Origin of the sequence: uncultured Alsobacter sp. (genome assembly GCF_945952055.1) — a bacterium.
Classification (GTDB): Bacteria; Pseudomonadota; Alphaproteobacteria; order Rhizobiales; family Beijerinckiaceae; genus Alsobacter.
On sequence record NZ_CAMFHB010000041.1, the window covers coordinates 1 to 16,900 of the forward strand.

Sequence of the window (16,900 nt, forward strand, 5' to 3'; positions counted from 1 at the left end):
ACCGGCGCTCGCATCACCGGCGCTCGCATCACCGGCGCTCGCATCACCGGCGCTCTCTTGGCCGGCGCTCTCATGGCCTGCGGCGTCGTGGCCTCGGCGCCCGCGGCACGGGCGGCGACCGTCGCCGTCGAAGGCTTCACGAGCACGGGGACGGCCGTCGTGCGGCTGTCGGGCCGCATCGTGGCCGGCGACGCCCAGAAGCTGCTCAACGCGACCTCGACCGTGCACAAGGCCATCGTCGTCCTGGACAGCAAGGGCGGCATGGTGGGCGAGGGAATCCGGATCGGCTCCATCGTGCGCTCGCGGGCCTTCACCACCTATGTCCCAGCCAAGGCCGAGTGCGCCTCGATGTGCGGGGTGGTCTGGCTGTCGGGCCGCACGCGCTGGCTCGACGCCGAGAGCAAGGTGGGCTTCCACGCCGCCTACAACGCGCAGGACAAGGAGGTCTCCGGCAGTGCCAACGCCGTCATTGGCGCGTTTCTGCAAAGCATCGGCCTCGGCCTCGACGCGATCGGCTACGTCGCGACGGCCAGCCCCAGGACCGTGTCGTGGATGACGGCGGACAGGGCCACCCGGCTCGGCGTGTCCTACGCCATCGCGGTTCCCGACCAGGTGGCGATCACCGACAGGAAGCCGGTCCCCGGGTCGCTGTCGCCCGTCGCCGGCCAGGCCAACGCCAACCGGTTCAGCTGCGACCTGCCGACGGCGCGGCTCATCCTGGACGCCATGAGCAAGGACAGGGACGCGCGCCAGGCTTTCCTGAAGGACAATTCCGCCGTCATCAACCGGCAGTGCCATGGCGTCGCGGAACGGGCGTCCCTCGTCATCGAGACGTTCCACACCGAACTGCCCATGGCCTGCATCCGTCGCCCCGGCGGCGCACCCTGCGAGTGGATGCAACTGGCTGACCTCACGGTCACGCCCGACGCACCGGTTCCAGGCGTCGAGGCGTTGCCGGCGCAAACGGCGGTACAGTCACCCGTCCTGGACGCGCGGAGGGCCTTCGCCGGTCGCGTCGGCGTTCTGGGCGAGCGGGACCTGTGCAGGACCTATCTCGCCGGGCCACAGAACAAGGTCGAGGAACCTTTCGACGTGGTGATCGCCGAGGCCGCGAGACGCCGCCTCACGGCCGAGCGGTGCGCCGGCGTGGTCGCCTGCGCCGATCCGGCGGTGGTCACGCGGGCCCGCGGCACGAACGCCCTCGCCTGCCAGGACAGGCTCGGAACGGTCGGCATCACGGAGCTCTGCGCCGCCGCGCTGGCGCCCGGCAGCGCGGACTGGCGCGACGACCCGGCGTTCTACTGGATCCGGCTGGAGATCAGGCAGCGCGTCGTGGACGTCGCGGCCTGCCGCAAGCTGCTGGCGCCCGAACCGGGCTCGGGCACGAGCGCCTCGCCCCTCGACACCTCGGAAGCGCCGAGCCTCAGAAGCCGACGCCCATAATCGTGTAGTTCTTGCAGGCGATGCTGCCACAGCCGGGCCTGGCGCCGGCGACGGTCGCGGTGGTGGCGACGGCGGGCGTGTCGGCGGCAAACAGCGCGGAGCGCTGGCGAACGGGAGCCGGCTTCGCCGTGGCGACCTTGGCGGGCTCGACGGTGCGGGTGGGCTTGCGAGAGGCGGCGTATCCGGCGTTCGACAGCAGGACCACGCAGGCGATGGCGGACGAGAGGACGCAGAAAGACCGGCGCATCGAAAACTCCTTTTTGAAAAACCGGGCCGGTGACCCGTTCTGGGCAAACCGGACACGAGGAAGCAACGAGCGAAACCCTAGGATGGGGCCGCTGAAATCCCGGTGGGCGAAAAGCCTTGCATTTTAAGCAAGACGCGCAGCCGCCTGGACAGCGTGAACAGGGATTAACCGCGATGGGCGCAATGCCACGAAACCGGGAGAAGCCGGCCCGCTCCGCGGGAGCCTCGGCCGGCCTCGTGGTCGGGTGCCTGCTGGCCGTCGCCCTGACGGTGGGACCTGCCAGCATCCAGGCGCCGGACGCGGCTCACCCGGCACCCGGCGCCTCATCGGACGAGACCGGCTCCCGGCGGCCGCCGGCGGGCAAGACGCTCGTGCCGGTGACGGATCCCCGGTGCTCGCTCGTGATGCCGCCTTTTCAGACCTACAAGGAGGTCCCCGTGGACACGGCCAACCAACCGCCCCGGTGCGATGAGCCCGGGCGCTGACGCCGGGAGTTCCGACCGGGCCGACAGGCGGTCAGGCCGGCTGTGGCGCTCCGACGGCTGCGAGGCGTGCGCGGTAACTGGCCGCCACGTCCTCGTCGCCCAGAACGAAGTGGAAGCGCTCGATGTCCGGGCTTCGCGCCAGTTCCTCGCGCGCCACGCGGACGCAGACGCCCGCCGCCACGTCCGGCGGAACGCGATGGCCTCCGGCGCCAAGCGCGGCGCATCCCACCGTCCGCGCCCCGATCACGCGCATGATGGAGAATGACCGGCGCAGGACGGCCTCGAGCACGTCCGCCTCGCCCTCCTCCCCGCCGGACCAGACGGGACCGACGGCGTGCAGCACCTGGCGCGCCGGCAGCCCGAACCCGGGCGTCAGGTAGACCTCCCCCGCCTCCCCGCCCTCGCGCTCGGCCAGGAGGTCGAACAGGGCGGGACCGCCACGCTCGATGATCCGGCCGTTGAGCCCGTCGCGGGAGGTGAAGCTGTGGCTGGCCGCGGTGACGATGGCATCGGCCCGCCAGGTCGTGATGTCCCCCAGGACGACGTCGAGAGGCGCCGTCACGGCGTTCCCGCCAGCGTACGCAGGGCCTTCGTGGTGGGCTCGTCGAAACGGCCGGTGGCCGCTCCGGCATAGATCTTCCGGGTCTTCATGAGGGTCTGGACCTCCTTGCGGAAATCGGCCGACCACACCTGCCCGTTGGTCGTGATCTGCTCGAGCGAGGCCAGGTTGCCCTTCTCGATGGCGCTCACGACCATCCGGGCGGCCTCCTTCGTGTCGCGCGGCACGCCGCGGCCGCTCTCGTACATCCAGCCGAGATTGTGCATGGCCTGCGTGTCGCCCTTCGCCGCGGCGGACTTGTAGAGCCGCTCGGCCTCGCGGGCATTCACGGCCATGCCGAGCCCCTCGGCGTTGGCGAAGGCCAGCGCCGTTTCCGCCGCCGCATGGCCGCGATCCGCGGCATCGCGATAGAAGTTCAGCGCCTCGTCGTACTGCTTCAGCTTCTGATAGGCGCGGCCGGCCTGGAACAGGAACCGCGGCTCGGCGGGGGCCGCAGCCAGGGCGATGCGGCAGGCCACGAGCGCAGCGGTGCCGTCCATCTCCTGCATGTCGATGCCCGTGCCCTTTGCCTGCGGATCGAAACGGCGGGCGGCCAGGCGGTCGCACTCGGTCACGGCCGTCACGGTCGCCGGGGCCGACGGAGCCGGGTCCGGCGCAGGCTTCGGTGGCAGGACCGCCGGCCCGGCATTGGCCTGCTGGGAGCGCAGCGTGTCGATCCGCGCCTTGGCGAAGCTCGCGAAGGGGCACGACCCGAACAGGCGCACGTGCTCCTCGTAGAACTCGATGCGATCGAAGGCCTTGGCCTCGGTCCAGTGGGAGGCGGCGGGTCCGCACGGATCGGACGGCTGGGCCACGGCCGGGCCGGGGGTCGCGGCCGGCTTGGGCGCGGCCTCCGCAGGGCGGGCGAGCGGCAGCACCGCGCCACCCAGCGAGCCATAGACGAAGGGCTCCTGGCGGCTCTTCGTGGTGGCGATCACGTCGTCGCGGACGAGGCCGAGGGCGAGGCGGACGTCGAGCCCGGGCGTCGCGAGATGCTTGAGCAGGGCCGAGGTGAACGGGCTGTTGCGCCCGTCGCCGTCGGCGGCGGTGGTGCCGGCCTTGGCGGCATAGGCGACCAGGGTGTCGACGCTGGTTGGCTCGACGCGGGCGAGGCCGCGGCCGATCGACCGGCCGGCCGCCGAGCGCGTCATGGCATTGATGAACGGGTTGTCGCGGCAGGCGTCGAGAATGACGAGCCGCAGCCGCTTCACCTGCTCCATGGAGCGCAGCACGCGGTCCAGCGGCACCGCCTCGTCGTCGACCGCACGGTCGCTGCCGAGCTTCGCATCGACGGGAATGAGGTAGTTCTGGCCGTTCACCTCGATCCCGTGGCCGGAATAGAAGATGAGGCCGATATCGGCACCGTTCGCGGCGTCCTCGAAGTTCTGAAGTGCGCGCCGGATCCCCCGCTCGTCGAGGTCGAGCCCCGTCAGGACGGTGTCGAAGCCCGCGCCCCGCAGCATGGCGGCCATGGCGTCCACGTCGTTGGACGGATTGGCGAGACGGGTCACGTTGGAATAGGCGCCGTTGCCGATGAGCAGCGCCACCCGCTTCTGGGCAAGAGCGGCGTCGGAGTGGGCCCATCCGATCAGAGCGAGGAGACAGGCAGCCACGGAAACGAGAGCACGGTGAATCATGGCGAACCCTCAGGCTGGGAGCCGATCATACTCCCGAGTGCAGACGGACCGTAGCGCGAACAGGACACGCCAGACGTGCGCTTGCGCACATGTCGACGTGGCAGGATGCCCCTTAGGGGTCTCATGCTTCGTCACGGATTGTGATACACTTCGAACGACAAACAACCTGTGGTGTGCGTTGGCGCACATCGTCCGGCTGGTGCACCGGGCATGATGCGAAGAACGGGGCGTGATGCCCCCTTGGAAAGGATCGAGCCATGACCGCGCTGCGCTCTTTCAAAAGCTCGCTCACCGGCCTCGCCGCCACGCTGACCGTGGCCGGCGGCCTCACTCTCGCCCCCACGGCCTCGCAGGCCGGCTGCTTCGGATGCGGTTTCGACGTCGGGGTGGGAATTGGCGGCCTGGTCGGCGCCTTGGCGGCCGGTTCGCGCGCCAACGAGCCGCGCTACGGCTATCCGGACGAGCCTCAGGCACCGCGGCAGCGGGACCGCCGGCGGCCGCCGGTCGTGACCTACGATCCGAGCGATCCCGAAGCCCCGCGCGCCGAAGCGCAGCCCCAGCAGCAGCAGCAGCGGCCGGCCAAGCGCAAGGCGGTCGCCCAGAAGCCGGCCGAGGCGCCCGCCAAGAAGGTGGCGACCGCCCAGCCCGCCGAGGGCGAAGCCAAGAAGGTGACACGCTCGGTGGCCGTGGCCAATACGGGAGCCCTGGAGCCCTGATCGCTCCGGCCTGCCGCCACGCGCGAATCGAACCAGAAGCCCGGGCCCGAACCCGGGCTTTGTCTATGGGCGCGGCGAGAACGGGCGACCCGTCCGCCAGGAGTGCTCATGAGCACGCAGTCCGGCCAGTCCCGCCGGGCGCTGCCGGCCCCTGAGCGCAGCGGCCAGGCCCCGGCGATTCCTCGTCGCTAGATGCCCGTGATCGTCGGGATCTTGCGTGCCCCCGTCGCGGCCGGCGGAGCCGGGGCAGGCTTGGGCGCCTCGACGACCGGAGCCTTGGGTGCGACCGCCTGCGGAGCGGGCCGGACGATCTGCGCGGGCGCCTTTGGACGCGCCGGCTTCGATGGCGCGCTCTCCTCGTCGTCTTCAACGTCCGGCGCCGGGCGGGAGACGGTCTTCACGGAAGGGTCTGCGCCCGGCCTCGCCACGTCGGTCCCCTTGTCCGCCGGGCAGACGGCCAGCGCCTGGGCCTTCATCTCGTTGACGAACTCGTCCGTGAGGTTGGCCTCGCTCAGGATCGAGTGACGGCCCGTCAGGTAGCGGGACACCGCCGCCCGGGTCGCCTCGTCGAGGCTGCCGGATGCGGGCCCGGCGTAGCAGCTCAGCCGCTTCAACTCGACCTGGGCGGTGCGGACCAGAAGGTCGATCGAGCGGATCGCCAGGTCGGCGTCCTTGCGCGCTCCCTCGCAGGTCAGGGCCTTGCGCAGGCTCGCGAGATCGTCGCGGACGGCCGAACCGCCTCCCTTGAAGGCGGCCACCTTCTGCGCCTCGCCGGCGCAGATCTCCGCCCGGCGGTTCTCCTCGCTCTCGAGGGCCGCGATCCGGGCATCGGCCTCCCCCTTCAGCGGAAGGCACTTGAAGGCCAGCGTCTTGCGGCGCAAGTCGGCGAGGTCCTTGAACGAGGCGAGTTCGCGCCGCTCGGCATCGCACACCCGCGCCTCGGCGGCCTCGACCGTCTTCACCGCCTCGTCGGCGGCCCGCCCGATCGTCGGGCAAGTGGAGGTCGCGCGCAGCTCGTCGATGGCGGTCCGGCGGCCGCCCGCGGCCAGCTGCTTCAGCGTGCCCTCGTCCCGCGCGCAGGCCTCGGCCAGCCGCTTGGCCTCCTCGGCCCGGCGCTTCTCCTCCGCCTGCCGCTGCGCCAGAAGTTCCTTCTCGATCCGCTCCTTGTCGGCCTTCGCCTTGGCCAGCGCCTGCTTCTCCTCCAGCTCCTTCTGACGGCGGGCGATCTCGGCCATCCGGGCGGCCTCCTCGGCCTGCTTCTTCTGCTCGGCCTCGAACTCCCTCTGCCTCTGGATGGCGACGGCCTGCTCGCGCTCGCGCTGCTGGCGCTCTTCGTCCCGGCGCCGCGCGTCCTCGGCGGCGGCGAGCGCCTTCAGCCGATCCTCCTCCTGCTTGGCCACCAGCCGGGCCTGCTCGTCGGCCCGCTTGGCCAGCTCATCCGCCTTGCGGGCCTGCTCCTGCTGCGCCCGGTCGGCGATCAGCTGCATGGCATCCAGCAGCATCTGCACCTGCCGGACGTAGCGGGAGGCGGGATAGGTCTCGATGAAGCGCTTCAGTTCGCCGGGGTCGACCGAGGCGGCCTGGGAGATCCGGTCCCAGGCCATGCGGTCGCTCTCGGCCAGGTTGAGGTAGTAGTCGCCACGCACCGACGAGATCGACAGCTCCGGAACCTGCTTCTGGTTGGTCTTGGCGGCCACGTCCTGCCCGACCAGCTGGAACAGGTCGCTCACCTTCAGCCCGGGCTCGCGCAGCCTGTTCAGCAGGGCCGCCGTGTAGGGGCTGTTGCGCTCGGTGCCGTCCTGGGCCACCGCGTTGGCCTGCGTGGCATAGGCGACGATGCTGCCCTGCGGCGCGAGGATGGGCGCCAGCCCGCGCTCCCCGATGGCGCGGTTTCCGCTCTTGAGCCTGTCGGAGAACGGGTTGTTGCGGCACGCGTCCAGCACCATGATCTTGATGCCGCTGGGATTGGCCTCCAGGAAAGCGTTCTTGATGACGTCGACCGAGACGGCCTCGCCCTCGATGCTGGTGGCGTCGATGATGTCGGCATCCACCGGGAGAAGGTAGTTCATGCCGCCCGACTGCACGCCGTGCCCAGCGTAGAAGAACAGCATCACGTCGGCACTCTTGGCCGCCCGGCGGAAATTGGCGACGGCGCGGTTGAAACCCTTGAGATCCGCGTCCTGGGCCAGGATGACCTCGAAGCCGAGCTCGCCCAGCACCTTCGCCATGTCGGGTGCGTCGTTGGCCGGATTCACCAGCGGCGAGACGGCCTTGTACTTCGCGTTGCCCACCACGAGGGCGACGCGCTTGTCCTGCGGCGTTCCCACGGGCTGTGCATTGGCCGACACACAGCCGATCACGAGCCCGATCGCCGTCAGGAGAGCGACAAGAACGACGGACATCGTCCTCATCCGGTCGATTCCTCCAATTGGAATCCGGAAGTGGCCCGGCAGACCCGGACCGACATGAATGACTTGATGACGAAGGAAGCGGATCAGACGTCAGAAATTGCCCGATCCGAGCCGTACTGAAAACAAATGCAAGACTTCAAACAGACCACAGTCTTGCCATGACATGCCCTCACCGGCAAGACCTCACCAGGCTCAATTCACCTTCTTGCCCGCCTGGCCGGCGACCGGAACGGGGGGACCAGCCGGACCCGGATCGTTCAGCAACCCCTTGTAGCGGACCGGCTTGTAGCCGCGGGCCAGGAGCGAGGCGAGCGGGTAGACGTTGCGGCACACGCGTCCGTTGCAGGCACCGGGCGAGGCCTCGATCACCTCGGCCTTGCGGTCGGCCGTGAAGCGCACGAACAGCAGCACGTGCGAGCCCGGCTTGTTCAGCGCGTCCCCCGGCAGAAGTTCGAAGGGATTGGCGAGCTCGGTGGTGATGGCGGGGATCGCGATCGTCGTAAAATGGCTGGACAGGCCCCAGGCCGCGCTCACGAAGGACGAGCAGTCGACGCCGATCACGTCGCGGCGCGGATCGTCGCGCGTGCAGATGTTGCCGGCCAACCGTCCCTGGTTCAGGCCCATGGCGATCTGCTGCAGGTTGCCCATGCATCCCCAGCAATAGGGAATGCCCTGGACGTCCTGGTTCAGCTTGCCGTTGAGGTAGCCCGGCCGGCGCACGCGGCTGAACCCCGTGCACTGGTTGTCGGGATCGGGGCCGTAGACGGCGGGCGTCACACGCCACTTGGCATTGGCGAAGGAGAACGCCGTCTCGATCACCTGCTGCCGGTTGAGGGGGCGCACGGCCGCGGCCGCGCCCTTGCGCCGGGCGAGATCGGCGAGCGACTGCCCCTTGCCCGCGGTGTCGATCCGCGCGTCCGGTCGCAGCGGCCGGAAGCTCACCGCCAGCACGTCGGCATTGTCCTTGCGGGTGCGCAGGAAATACACCTCGCCCTCGGGCGAGACGGTCACGAAGCGGCGCGACAGGCCGACGGTGCCCGACAGCGGCAGTTCGTAGATGCCCTCGAGGGTTCCGTTGGACGCGTAGCGCGCCACGAAGGAGGCCGGCACGTCCGTGAAGTCGGTCGGAATGTTCTCGCCGAAGACGAAGTATCGGCCCTTGCGGTCGACCTCGAGCAGCTCTGTCGCGCCCAGCCGGCTTCTGACCTGCATCTTCAGGCGCGCCAGGACGGCGCTGGAGCCCTTCTCCAGGATGTTGATCTGGACGGCGCTCTCGCCCTGGGCCTTGACCTCGGCAGAGAGGGCGCCCTTGCCGCGCGTGGCGACCGACTGCACGGGCGGCTGGCCGGCCAGGACGTTGACGGCGCGGGTCCGCCCGATCTCGGCCGGATCGCCGTCGTCCACCACCATCGAGCCCATCTGAGCGAGCGCGGAGACGGCATAGGGATCGGGAGCGAGCGACGAGCGCGTGAGGGTCAGGCCGCGGGTCGGCGCCGTCTCCGCCCCCGTGGGCTGCAGCGCCCTCACCTGCCCGTCCCAGACGTAGAAGGTGTTGTCCTGCGACACGACCATGTCGGTGGGCCGGATCCCCTCCGGCAACTCCAGGACCTGCGGCGGCTGGCCGGGATCGCTGGGATCGAACTTCAGCACGCGGCTGTTCGCCTGGTCGAGAAGGTAGACCTCGCCGTTGGGGCCGGAATAGATCGCCTGCGGGACCTCGACCTCGACCTCCTCGCGGCTGTCGATGATCCCCACCCCACCGGCGCCCGACCCCGCGAGGAAACCGCGGATGACCGCGTCCCCGCCCGACGACTGCGCCAGGGCGGGGGGTGCGAGCGCGACCGCCAAAGCCATGGCCGAGGCGGCGAGAAGTTCAGTCGCGGCAGTGCGGCGTGTCATGGGGATCCTGCCCTTCAACCGTCGAAAGCTGCTCTCGTCCAGGCTCCTGCCCCGCTGGCGCCCTGCGTATCGCCGACTCTAGGACCTCCCGGGGGACGCGCTGTGCGCCGGCACACGACGTGGCGGCCGGCGGCCTACGGGACCACGCGCGGTCAGTGACTGGTCCCGTCCGGCGAGGCCTCTCGCTCGTCGTCCTCGCCCATGTAGAGGTAAAGTTCGCCCCATTCGTCGCGCCAGACATTGTCGGGGTCCATGACCACGATGGCGAGCTTCACGTCGTTGGCGAGCTTGATCGCCTGGATCAGGGCTTCCTGGGCGGCGAAGGACTGGCTCTGGAAGGTGCGCGCGAGGCGGTTCGGCAGGGCCGACTGGGGACAGACGACGACGCCCGTGGCGCCCCCCTGCCCGCGGGTCAGCGACACGGTGATGGCATCGGGCTGGATCTCGTCGACGCGTTCGAAACGGTTCGCCATGGTCTGTGCCTTTGCGCTGCCCCGCCGACGCGACGGCGGGCGGTGGTTGCCGGCGGTCGGCGCCGGTCCGCAGTGACCGGGCCCGGACCGCTGCCCGGACCCGATGGCCGTCCTCGCCGTCAGGCGGTCTCCTCGGCCAGGGCCGGCGCGGCGTCCTGGGCGGGAGCCGCGCCGGCGGCCTCCGGAGCGGACAGCGAGACGCCGTAGACGTACTCGCCGTTGGCGAAGTCGACCGACACGGTGTCGAACTCCTGCTTCTCCATGGCCCGCTTGAGGATCTCGCGGGACAGGGCGGGCAGCAGCGTGTTGGTGATGATGTTGTCGATGATGCGCCCGCCCGAATCCGGGTCGTTGCACAGCGACACGATGTGCTCGACCACCGCGTCCGAATACGAGAACGTCGCCTTGTGGTTCTCCGTGATCCGCTTGCCGATGCGGCCCAGCTGCAGCCGCACGATGCCCGCGAGCATGGCCGGCGACAGCGGGAAGTAGGGGATCGTCACGATGCGACCGAGCAGCGCCGGCGGGAAGACCTTCAGCAGCTCGGGCCGCAGCGCCACCGACAGAGCCTCCGGATCGGAGGCGTAGCGCGGGTTCTGGCCGAGTTCCATGATCACGTCCGTCCCCACGTTGGAGGTGAGGATGATCAGTGTGTTCTTGAAGTCGATGCGCCGACCCGTGCCGTCCTCCATCAAGCCCTTGTCGAACACCTGGAAGAACAGCTCGTGCACGTCCGGATGGGCCTTCTCGACCTCGTCGAGCAGCACCACGCTGTAGGGCTTGCGGCGCACCGCCTCGGTGAGCCGCCCGCCCTCGCCGTAGCCCACGTAGCCGGGAGGAGCGCCTTTGAGCGTGGAGACCGTGTGGGCCTCCTGGAACTCCGACATGTTGATCGTGATGATGTTCTGCTCACCGCCGTAGAGAGCCTCGGCCAGCGCCAGGGCGGTCTCGGTCTTGCCGACGCCGGACGGCCCGCACAGCATGAACACGCCGATGGGCTTGTTGGGATTGTCGAGCTTGGCCCGATTGGTCTCGATGCGCTTCGAGATCATCGTCAGGCCGTGTGACTGGCCCACCACCCGGCGATTGAGGATCTCAGGCAGGCGAAGAACCGTCTCGATCTCGTCGCGCACCATCCGTCCGACGGGAATGCCCGTCCAATCGGAGACGACAGCGGCGACCGCCTGGTCGCCCACGTGCGGATAGATCATCCGCTTGTCGGCATCGATCGCATCGAGGGCCTCGATGGTCTCCTTCAGGGAGGCGCGCGCCTCGTCCTTCTCGCCCTCCTGCGCGTCCTCCTTGCCGAGGATCTCGCGCAGGGTGCGGGTCTTCTCCACCAGCGCCTGCTCGGCCTCCCAGTCGGCCTTCAGCGCGGCGAGCCTGGCCTGGCGGGTCGCGGTCTCCTCGTCGATCGCCTCGACTCGCTCCTGCGGATCGGCGCCGAGGTCGCGGTCGGCCAGCAGCGCCTCCTTCTCGCTCGCCAGCGCGGCGATGGAGACCTCGAGGTCGGCGATGGCCGCCGGCGTGGTCGACTGGCTGATGGCGACGCGCGCGCAGGCCGTGTCGAGCAGGCTCACCGCCTTGTCGGGAAGCTGGCGGGCCGGGATGTAGCGGCTCGAGAGCTGCACCGCCGACACCACCGCGGCATCGGAGATGCGCACCTTGTGGTGCTTTTCCATGGGCTTGAGGATGCCGCGCAGCATGATCGAGGCCTTGGCCACGTCGGGCTCGTCGACCTGCACCGGCTGGAAGCGGCGGGTCAGCGCGGGGTCCTTCTCGAAATAGAGGCGGTACTCCGCCCAGGTCGTGGCGGCGATCGTGCGCAGCGTGCCGCGGGCCAGGGCCGGCTTCAGCAGGTTCGCCGCATCGCCCGTCCCGGCCTGGCCGCCGGCGCCGATCAGCGTGTGCGCCTCGTCGATGAACAGGATGATCGGGGTGGGCGAGGCCTGAACCTCGTCGATCACCGAGCGCAGCCTCTGCTCGAACTCGCCCTTCATCGAGGCGCCGGCCTGCATGAGGCCGATGTCGAGCGCGCACAGCTTCACGCCCTTGAGCGGCGGCGGCACGTCGCCCGCCGCGATGCGCTGGGCGAAGCCCTCCACCACCGCCGTCTTGCCCACGCCGGCCTCGCCGGTGAGGATCGGGTTGTTCTGGCGCCGGCGCATCAGCACGTCGATGAGCTGGCGGATCTCGTCGTCGCGGCCGAGGATCGGGTCCATCGTCCCCGACGCGGCCTTGGCGGTCAGGTCCTGCGAGAAGCGGTCGAGCGCGGTCGTTCCCTTCGGCCCCGCGTCCCCCGGCGCGCCGGCGCCGGCCAGGCCCGAGCCGTCCAGCGGGCGAAGGTTCTCTTCGTCCGACTTGCCCCAGTAGTTGCGGCTTTCCGACGACAGGACGTCGACGTTGATCTTGTCGAACTCGCGCGACAGGTTGGAGAACACGCGCTTGAGGTCACCCGTCCTGAGCGCGGCGACGAGCAGGTGCCCCGAACGGATCTGGGCCTCGCCGAACGCAAGCGTGGCGTAGTGCCAGCCGCGATCCAGGAGGTCCACCACATGGTTGGCCACCCCAGGCATCTCGGTCTCGTTCTTGCGGAAGCCGGTGATGACCCCCGCCAGGTCGGACATCAGCTTGCCCTTGTCGAGCTTGAAGGCGTCGACCGTCAGGCTGATGTCGGACCGCTCGTTCTGCAGCAGGTGGAACAGCCAGTGCGCGAGCTCAACGTTGCGGTTCCCGGCGCTCTTGGCATGCCGCAGGGCCTTCATGAACGCGTCGTAGCCGACGCGATTGAGCTTGCCCGTGACGACTTCGAGATTGATGTCGGCCATTCCCCCTGCCCCCTGTTCGTCAGACCGCGTCGGTCGTTGTGTCCGCATCGAGCCGGCCTCGCGGCCGATAGCGCGCATCGCTGCGCATCCTGTCCGCCGGGGCCTCCCGGTCGGGCGTCATCCACGTGGTCCAGCCGAGACGGCCGAAGGTCCCCAGTTCCGTGCCGCGGGTCTCGCGCTCCGGAATGGCCAGTTCGACGTCCCAGTCGAGAATGGTGCCGGCGAAGAACGTCACCGCGTCGGCGAGCGGCTCGGCGAGTTCGCCGGCCGGCAGGAAGCGCTCGTAGTCGGCCAGGTTGCGCGTAACGAGCCGCACCCGAAACTTGTCCTGGACCGAGTAGACCGTGCCGCCGATCAGCGTGTCGGAGCCCAGCGCGCTCAGGCGATCGCCCAGGCGGATCTGCTCGTCGGGGGCGAGCGACAGCGTCGTGCCGACGAACTCCTCCACCTTGACCGTGCAGCCGAAGAGCCCGCGCAGGAAGCCCTCCAGCCGGGCGGCCGAGCGCATCTGCGCCCCCAGGAGCCCGGCGAGACCCAGCTTGGCCTGGTCGGCCACGGTGTCGAGGTTGCGATAGGGCGCGGTGCCCAGACCGATGGTCGAGCCGATGTAGTCGGCGAAGCGGTCCGCATCCGGACGGTCGTGATGCGCCTCGGGCCGGCTGTCCGCCCAGGCCCGGAAGAAGAGCTGCAGGAAGCGGTGGTTCAGGATGTCGAGGAACCGCGGGAAGGCGTCGTCCCCGCCCTGGTTCCAGACATAGGCCTCGTGGGTGACCGCCAGCGGCAAGGCGCCCTGCCCGCCCAGCAGCCCGAGGAACTTCTGGTAGACCGCCAGCGTGCCGTCCTGCCGGCGCGTCACCTTGCTGACGGTGCTGGCCGGGAAATCCATGTGGGGATCCTGGCCGAGGCGAACATACTCCTGGTCGAGCCGGCCGGCGTCGCCGATCCGCGGCCGGTGGGGATGCGACCGCTCGATCGTGCGCATCAGCGCGAGGAAGTCGAAGCGATAGGGCTCCTCCTCGATGTCACGCCACTTCATAGCGCCCTCCGGGAGCCGATCCGGGCGGGCCAGCGCATGATCTCGCCGCGTTCGGGCGTGCGCACGACGGTCTGCGTGAAGTGGTTGATGCCGGCGTACTGGGCGAAGAAGCGCTCGAGCACGGCGCCCAGCAGGAAGACGCCGCTGCCCTCGAAGGCCTTGTCCTCGATGGTGACGGTGACCTCCAGGCCGCGGGCGACGCCCACGCCGTCGGGCCTCCGCACGCGCCGGGTCACCGGCTTGCCGTCGACGCTGCGGATGCCGCGGATCCGCCGTTCCGTCGTCGCGTCGGCGAGGTTGGCGAACATCGCCAGCACTTCGCGAAGCGCCGCGCCGTTGCGACCGCCGCCCCGCTCGACGAGCCCGAGATGGTTCAGGCTCAGCATGTTGATGAGGCGCCAGGTCACCGCGCCGGAGTAGCTGGCGTCGCCCCGCGCCCGCATCTGCGACACGATCGGCTCGCGCGGCGACGTGGGGCCGGCGACGCAGACGAGATCGAGCTCCACGTTGTCGAGCAGCCGGAAGTCGGCCCCTCCGTCGCCCACGGGCAGATGCTCGGTCAGGTGACGGTTCGAGCAGAGCGCCCTGACGGAGAGTTCCGCCACGGATTCCTCGTCGAGCTTGGACGGCTCGACGACCGAGATGAACATCTCCGTGCCGACATAGTCGGACACCGAGCCGTTCTCGCGCTCGGCGGTGGCCCGGCGGCGCGGCAGGCGCCGGATGGTGTAGAACAGGCCGTCGTCCTCGTAGCTCGCCGCGACCTCGGCCGCCGCCGAGTAGAGCGGTCGCACCCGCACCCTCTCCCGCTGCCCCTTGAAGTGCGCCGACACCTCGATCACCCGGTGCGGCTCGTAGTCGAGCTGGCGGGTGCGGTCCGGGACCACGTGGTGCTCGAAGCCGTTCGTCCTGACCTGGACGCGGTCCATGGTCATCTCGAACAGGTTGATCGCCGGGGCGCAGTAAAGGCCGAAGACCGAAGGCTTGACGTATCCCGACAGGCGGGAGTTCACCTCCGAGAACGCGAAGATGACCTCGACCGTGCGCGCCTTGACGCGCGGGATCACGCGCTCGAGCTTGCCGAGGTTGAAACCGAGCAGCTTGGATGGCAGGAGGAAGTATTCGCGCAGCAGGTCGAAGCCCTCGAAGATCCGGGGATCGTTCGGGAACAGCGCCTCCGACTGCTCGAAGCCGATCTGCGACAGGCAGTCCGGTGGACCCTGGATGACCTGGGGGTTGCCCGCCGCGTCGACGTAGCGGAACCACACGCCGACGCAGCGTCCGAAGATCTGCTCGTAGAGGGCGACCGCGTCCCCCTCGTTGCCCTGCAGGTGGAACGGCAGGTTCTGCACCCGGCATCCGGCGAACATCGCCTCGGGCCCGGGAGGCCCGTTCGGCTCGTCCTCCAGCCGCGGCAGGCTGCGATGGCGCAGCGTGAGGCGCAGGCCCGCGAGCGTGTCGCGGCCCACGGGCACGCCGATGGCGCGCAGGGGGCCGGGCGACATGACGTACTCGGCCGCCGCGACGTCGAACGGCCACAGCGTGACGTCGCTGCACAGCCGGAAGCGGCAGGCGACCCGGCGCTCGCGCTCCATGTACGTCGCGTCCATGATGCTGTCGCGACGCAGGGTCTGCCCCTCGCGGAGCGCGGGATCGCCGAAGGTCGGCCGCGCGGCCAGGAGCAGCGTCGAGGGCGTGGGCGCGAGATAGTTCGGAACGAGCTGCTCGAGCAGGTTCGCCGTGAACTCGGGGAACTCGTGCTTCAGCTTCAGTTGCACGCGGGCGGCGAGGAATGCCGCGCCTTCGAGCAGTCCCGACAGCATCGGGTCGGACTGCTCCTGCATCAGGCCGCCGAGGCGGTCGGCGATGCCCGGGTACTCGCCGGCGAACTCGCGGGCCATCTCCTTGAGGAGCGTCAACTCGCGATTGTAGTGATCGATGAATTCGGGATGCATCGCGCGGCCTAGAGCGGACCGACGCGAATCTTGCCGCTATCCAGCTCGACGTCCGCCACGAACTCCAGGGGGACGTTCACGGGATCGCTGACGAGATCGGCGCGCACGACGAAGCGCAGGGCCAGGCCGTCGACCGAGGCCGACCGGTCGCGGGTGACGACGATGCTCTCGGACGCCAGGCGCGGCTCGAAAGACCGCAGGGCCTCAGCAAGGTCCTTGCTGACGCCGTCGACCCGATGGTCGTCGATGGACAGGTGCACGAGGTCGGGCAATCCGAAATTCAGGATCGACCGCGCCACCTCCGGCGCGCCGCTCAGGTCGAGCGACGACCCGAGGGACACCGTGTTGAGCAGGCTTTCCAGGTCGCGCGCCACCTCGCGCCGCAGCGTCAGCTCGCCGATCGCGCCGCGGGCGCGGGACCGCCGGGCCGCGATCACGCGCTCCCCGGAGTCGTCACGCAGGTCGGCGCGGATCTTCGAGTCGTGCGCCTCGAAGGCCGCTCGAAAGGCGTGCATCAGGGGCACGCTCGTCTTCTGTTCGGCCATCGTCCGGACCCACCAATGAAAGCGGGGGCGGCGCGCGCGCCGCCCCCGTGACCTGGCATCAGCCTTCCTTGTTCTCGAGGAAGCTGTAGGTCATGTTCGGGCTGGTGCCGGACCCGCCCGTCTTGGTCTGTTCCTTGTACTCGACCTTGATCTTCGCGAAGTTCAGGCTGACGTTCTCGGTCAGGCGATCCTCACCGCCCGAGCCGCCGGTGCTGACGGAGGTGATGAGGACGTCGGTCAGCTTGATCGTCAGGTATTCGAGAGGCTTCTCGCCGGCCTTGCGGACCACGAGCGTCGCATCGGGGAAATGCTTGCCGTTGGCGCAGGCCAGCATCAGGTCGGTCGTCGACTTGTCGATCCACTTGGTGAAGCTCAGGTCGGAGCAGCTCGACTTGCCCGCGCCCATGCCGCCGCCGTGATGCGCGGAGCCCGAGTTGTGCAGGCCCCAGGACCAGGCGAGGACGTCGATCTCGCCCGTGTGAGCCGAGTCCTTGGACTCACCCTTGATGGCGCCGATCTTGATGAACATGTCAGTAGCCATGGGATCTTTCCTTTCGGTGATGACGGCGCGTATGGCCAGCGCACACGGCGTCCAAGAGACGGTGGAAGGCGAAGACGACCTGGGTG

Annotated in this window: 13 protein-coding genes and 1 pseudogene; 3 read left to right on the plus strand and 11 right to left on the minus strand. The window is 69.6% G+C overall.

Annotated features, from left to right (window positions below):
- Window positions 1-1,443 (plus strand): annotated as a pseudogene (locus tag Q0Q47_RS23675) (hypothetical protein); the annotation flags it as partial.
- On the opposite strand, the gene Q0Q47_RS23680 reads toward Q0Q47_RS23675, so the two are convergent.
- A complete protein-coding gene (locus Q0Q47_RS23680) occupies window positions 1,424-1,690 on the minus strand; it encodes a hypothetical protein (RefSeq protein ID WP_293865772.1) in 267 nt (88 codons plus the stop codon). The pseudogene Q0Q47_RS23675 and the gene Q0Q47_RS23680 sit on opposite strands and share 20 nt — an antisense overlap.
- Before the next feature lie 182 nt (window positions 1,691-1,872).
- On the opposite strand from Q0Q47_RS23680, the gene Q0Q47_RS23685 reads away from it, so the two are divergent.
- A complete protein-coding gene (locus tag Q0Q47_RS23685) occupies window positions 1,873-2,175 on the plus strand; it encodes a hypothetical protein (protein WP_293865775.1) in 303 nt (100 codons plus the stop codon).
- Between the two features lie 31 nt (window positions 2,176-2,206).
- Here Q0Q47_RS23685 and Q0Q47_RS23690 read toward each other — a convergent pair whose 3' ends face one another.
- Window positions 2,207-2,737 (minus strand): macro domain-containing protein, encoded by a 531-nt coding sequence (locus Q0Q47_RS23690; RefSeq protein ID WP_293865778.1) that lies wholly within the window; start codon window positions 2,735-2,737, stop codon window positions 2,207-2,209.
- The gene (locus Q0Q47_RS23695) at window positions 2,734-4,410 is read right to left on the minus strand and encodes a caspase family protein (RefSeq protein WP_293865781.1); all 1,677 of its coding nucleotides are present in this window, start codon (window positions 4,408-4,410) and stop codon (window positions 2,734-2,736) included. Before Q0Q47_RS23695 ends, Q0Q47_RS23690 begins: the two co-directional genes overlap by 4 nt.
- Before the next feature lie 257 nt (window positions 4,411-4,667).
- Between Q0Q47_RS23695 and Q0Q47_RS23700 the strand changes: the two genes are divergently transcribed.
- A complete protein-coding gene (locus Q0Q47_RS23700) occupies window positions 4,668-5,126 on the plus strand; it encodes a hypothetical protein (RefSeq protein ID WP_293865784.1) in 459 nt (152 codons plus the stop codon).
- Window positions 5,127-5,314: 188 nt separating this feature from the next.
- On the opposite strand, the gene Q0Q47_RS23705 is transcribed toward Q0Q47_RS23700, so the two are convergent.
- The 8 genes from Q0Q47_RS23705 to Q0Q47_RS23740 all read right to left on the minus strand — a co-directional run bounded on the left by Q0Q47_RS23705 (window position 5,315) and on the right by Q0Q47_RS23740 (window position 16,814).
- The gene (locus Q0Q47_RS23705; protein ID WP_293865787.1) at window positions 5,315-7,528 is read right to left on the minus strand and encodes a caspase family protein; all 2,214 of its coding nucleotides are present in this window, start codon (window positions 7,526-7,528) and stop codon (window positions 5,315-5,317) included.
- Between the two features lie 201 nt (window positions 7,529-7,729).
- Window positions 7,730-9,436 (minus strand): hypothetical protein, encoded by a 1,707-nt coding sequence (locus Q0Q47_RS23710; RefSeq protein WP_293865790.1) that lies wholly within the window; start codon window positions 9,434-9,436, stop codon window positions 7,730-7,732.
- 152 nt (window positions 9,437-9,588) lie between these two features.
- Window positions 9,589-9,909, minus strand: a complete 321-nt coding sequence (locus Q0Q47_RS23715) for a hypothetical protein (protein WP_293865793.1) — start codon at window positions 9,907-9,909, stop codon at window positions 9,589-9,591.
- 119 nt (window positions 9,910-10,028) lie between these two features.
- Window positions 10,029-12,737: a type VI secretion system ATPase TssH gene (gene tssH, locus Q0Q47_RS23720; RefSeq protein WP_293865796.1), complete on the minus strand. Its 2,709-nt coding sequence runs from the start codon at window positions 12,735-12,737 to the stop codon at window positions 10,029-10,031.
- Between the two features lie 19 nt (window positions 12,738-12,756).
- On the minus strand, window positions 12,757-13,773 hold the full coding sequence (gene tssG, locus Q0Q47_RS23725) for a type VI secretion system baseplate subunit TssG (protein WP_293865799.1): 1,017 nt from the start codon (window positions 13,771-13,773) through the stop codon (window positions 12,757-12,759).
- Window positions 13,770-15,728 (minus strand): type VI secretion system baseplate subunit TssF, encoded by a 1,959-nt coding sequence (gene tssF, locus Q0Q47_RS23730; protein WP_293865802.1) that lies wholly within the window; start codon window positions 15,726-15,728, stop codon window positions 13,770-13,772. The genes tssG and tssF overlap by 4 nt, the downstream gene beginning before the upstream one ends.
- A gap of 8 nt (window positions 15,729-15,736) precedes the next feature.
- Window positions 15,737-16,273 carry a type VI secretion system baseplate subunit TssE gene (gene tssE / locus Q0Q47_RS23735; protein ID WP_293865805.1) on the minus strand — a complete coding sequence of 179 codons (537 nt, stop codon included), beginning with the start codon at window positions 16,271-16,273 and terminating at the stop codon, window positions 15,737-15,739.
- Between the two features lie 58 nt (window positions 16,274-16,331).
- Window positions 16,332-16,814, minus strand: a complete 483-nt coding sequence (locus Q0Q47_RS23740; RefSeq protein WP_293865808.1) for a type VI secretion system tube protein Hcp — start codon at window positions 16,812-16,814, stop codon at window positions 16,332-16,334.
- Between the last annotated feature and the right edge of the window lie 86 nt (window positions 16,815-16,900).

Coding starts and splice junctions, on each gene's coding strand:
- Q0Q47_RS23680 (WP_293865772.1), bottom strand. CDS start 1,690: ATGCGCCGGTCTTTCTGCGTCCTCTCGTCCGCCATCGCCTGCGTGGTC.
- Q0Q47_RS23685 (WP_293865775.1), top strand. CDS start 1,873: ATGCCACGAAACCGGGAGAAGCCGGCCCGCTCCGCGGGAGCCTCGGCC.
- Q0Q47_RS23695 (WP_293865781.1), bottom strand. CDS start 4,410: ATGATTCACCGTGCTCTCGTTTCCGTGGCTGCCTGTCTCCTCGCTCTG.
- Q0Q47_RS23700 (WP_293865784.1), top strand. CDS start 4,668: ATGACCGCGCTGCGCTCTTTCAAAAGCTCGCTCACCGGCCTCGCCGCC.
- Q0Q47_RS23705 (WP_293865787.1), bottom strand. CDS start 7,528: ATGTCCGTCGTTCTTGTCGCTCTCCTGACGGCGATCGGGCTCGTGATC.
- Q0Q47_RS23710 (WP_293865790.1), bottom strand. CDS start 9,436: ATGACACGCCGCACTGCCGCGACTGAACTTCTCGCCGCCTCGGCCATG.
- Q0Q47_RS23715 (WP_293865793.1), bottom strand. CDS start 9,909: ATGGCGAACCGTTTCGAACGCGTCGACGAGATCCAGCCCGATGCCATC.
- tssH (WP_293865796.1), bottom strand. CDS start 12,737: ATGGCCGACATCAATCTCGAAGTCGTCACGGGCAAGCTCAATCGCGTC.
- tssG (WP_293865799.1), bottom strand. CDS start 13,773: ATGAAGTGGCGTGACATCGAGGAGGAGCCCTATCGCTTCGACTTCCTC.
- tssF (WP_293865802.1), bottom strand. CDS start 15,728: ATGCATCCCGAATTCATCGATCACTACAATCGCGAGTTGACGCTCCTC.
- tssE (WP_293865805.1), bottom strand. CDS start 16,273: ATGGCCGAACAGAAGACGAGCGTGCCCCTGATGCACGCCTTTCGAGCG.
- Q0Q47_RS23740 (WP_293865808.1), bottom strand. CDS start 16,814: ATGGCTACTGACATGTTCATCAAGATCGGCGCCATCAAGGGTGAGTCC.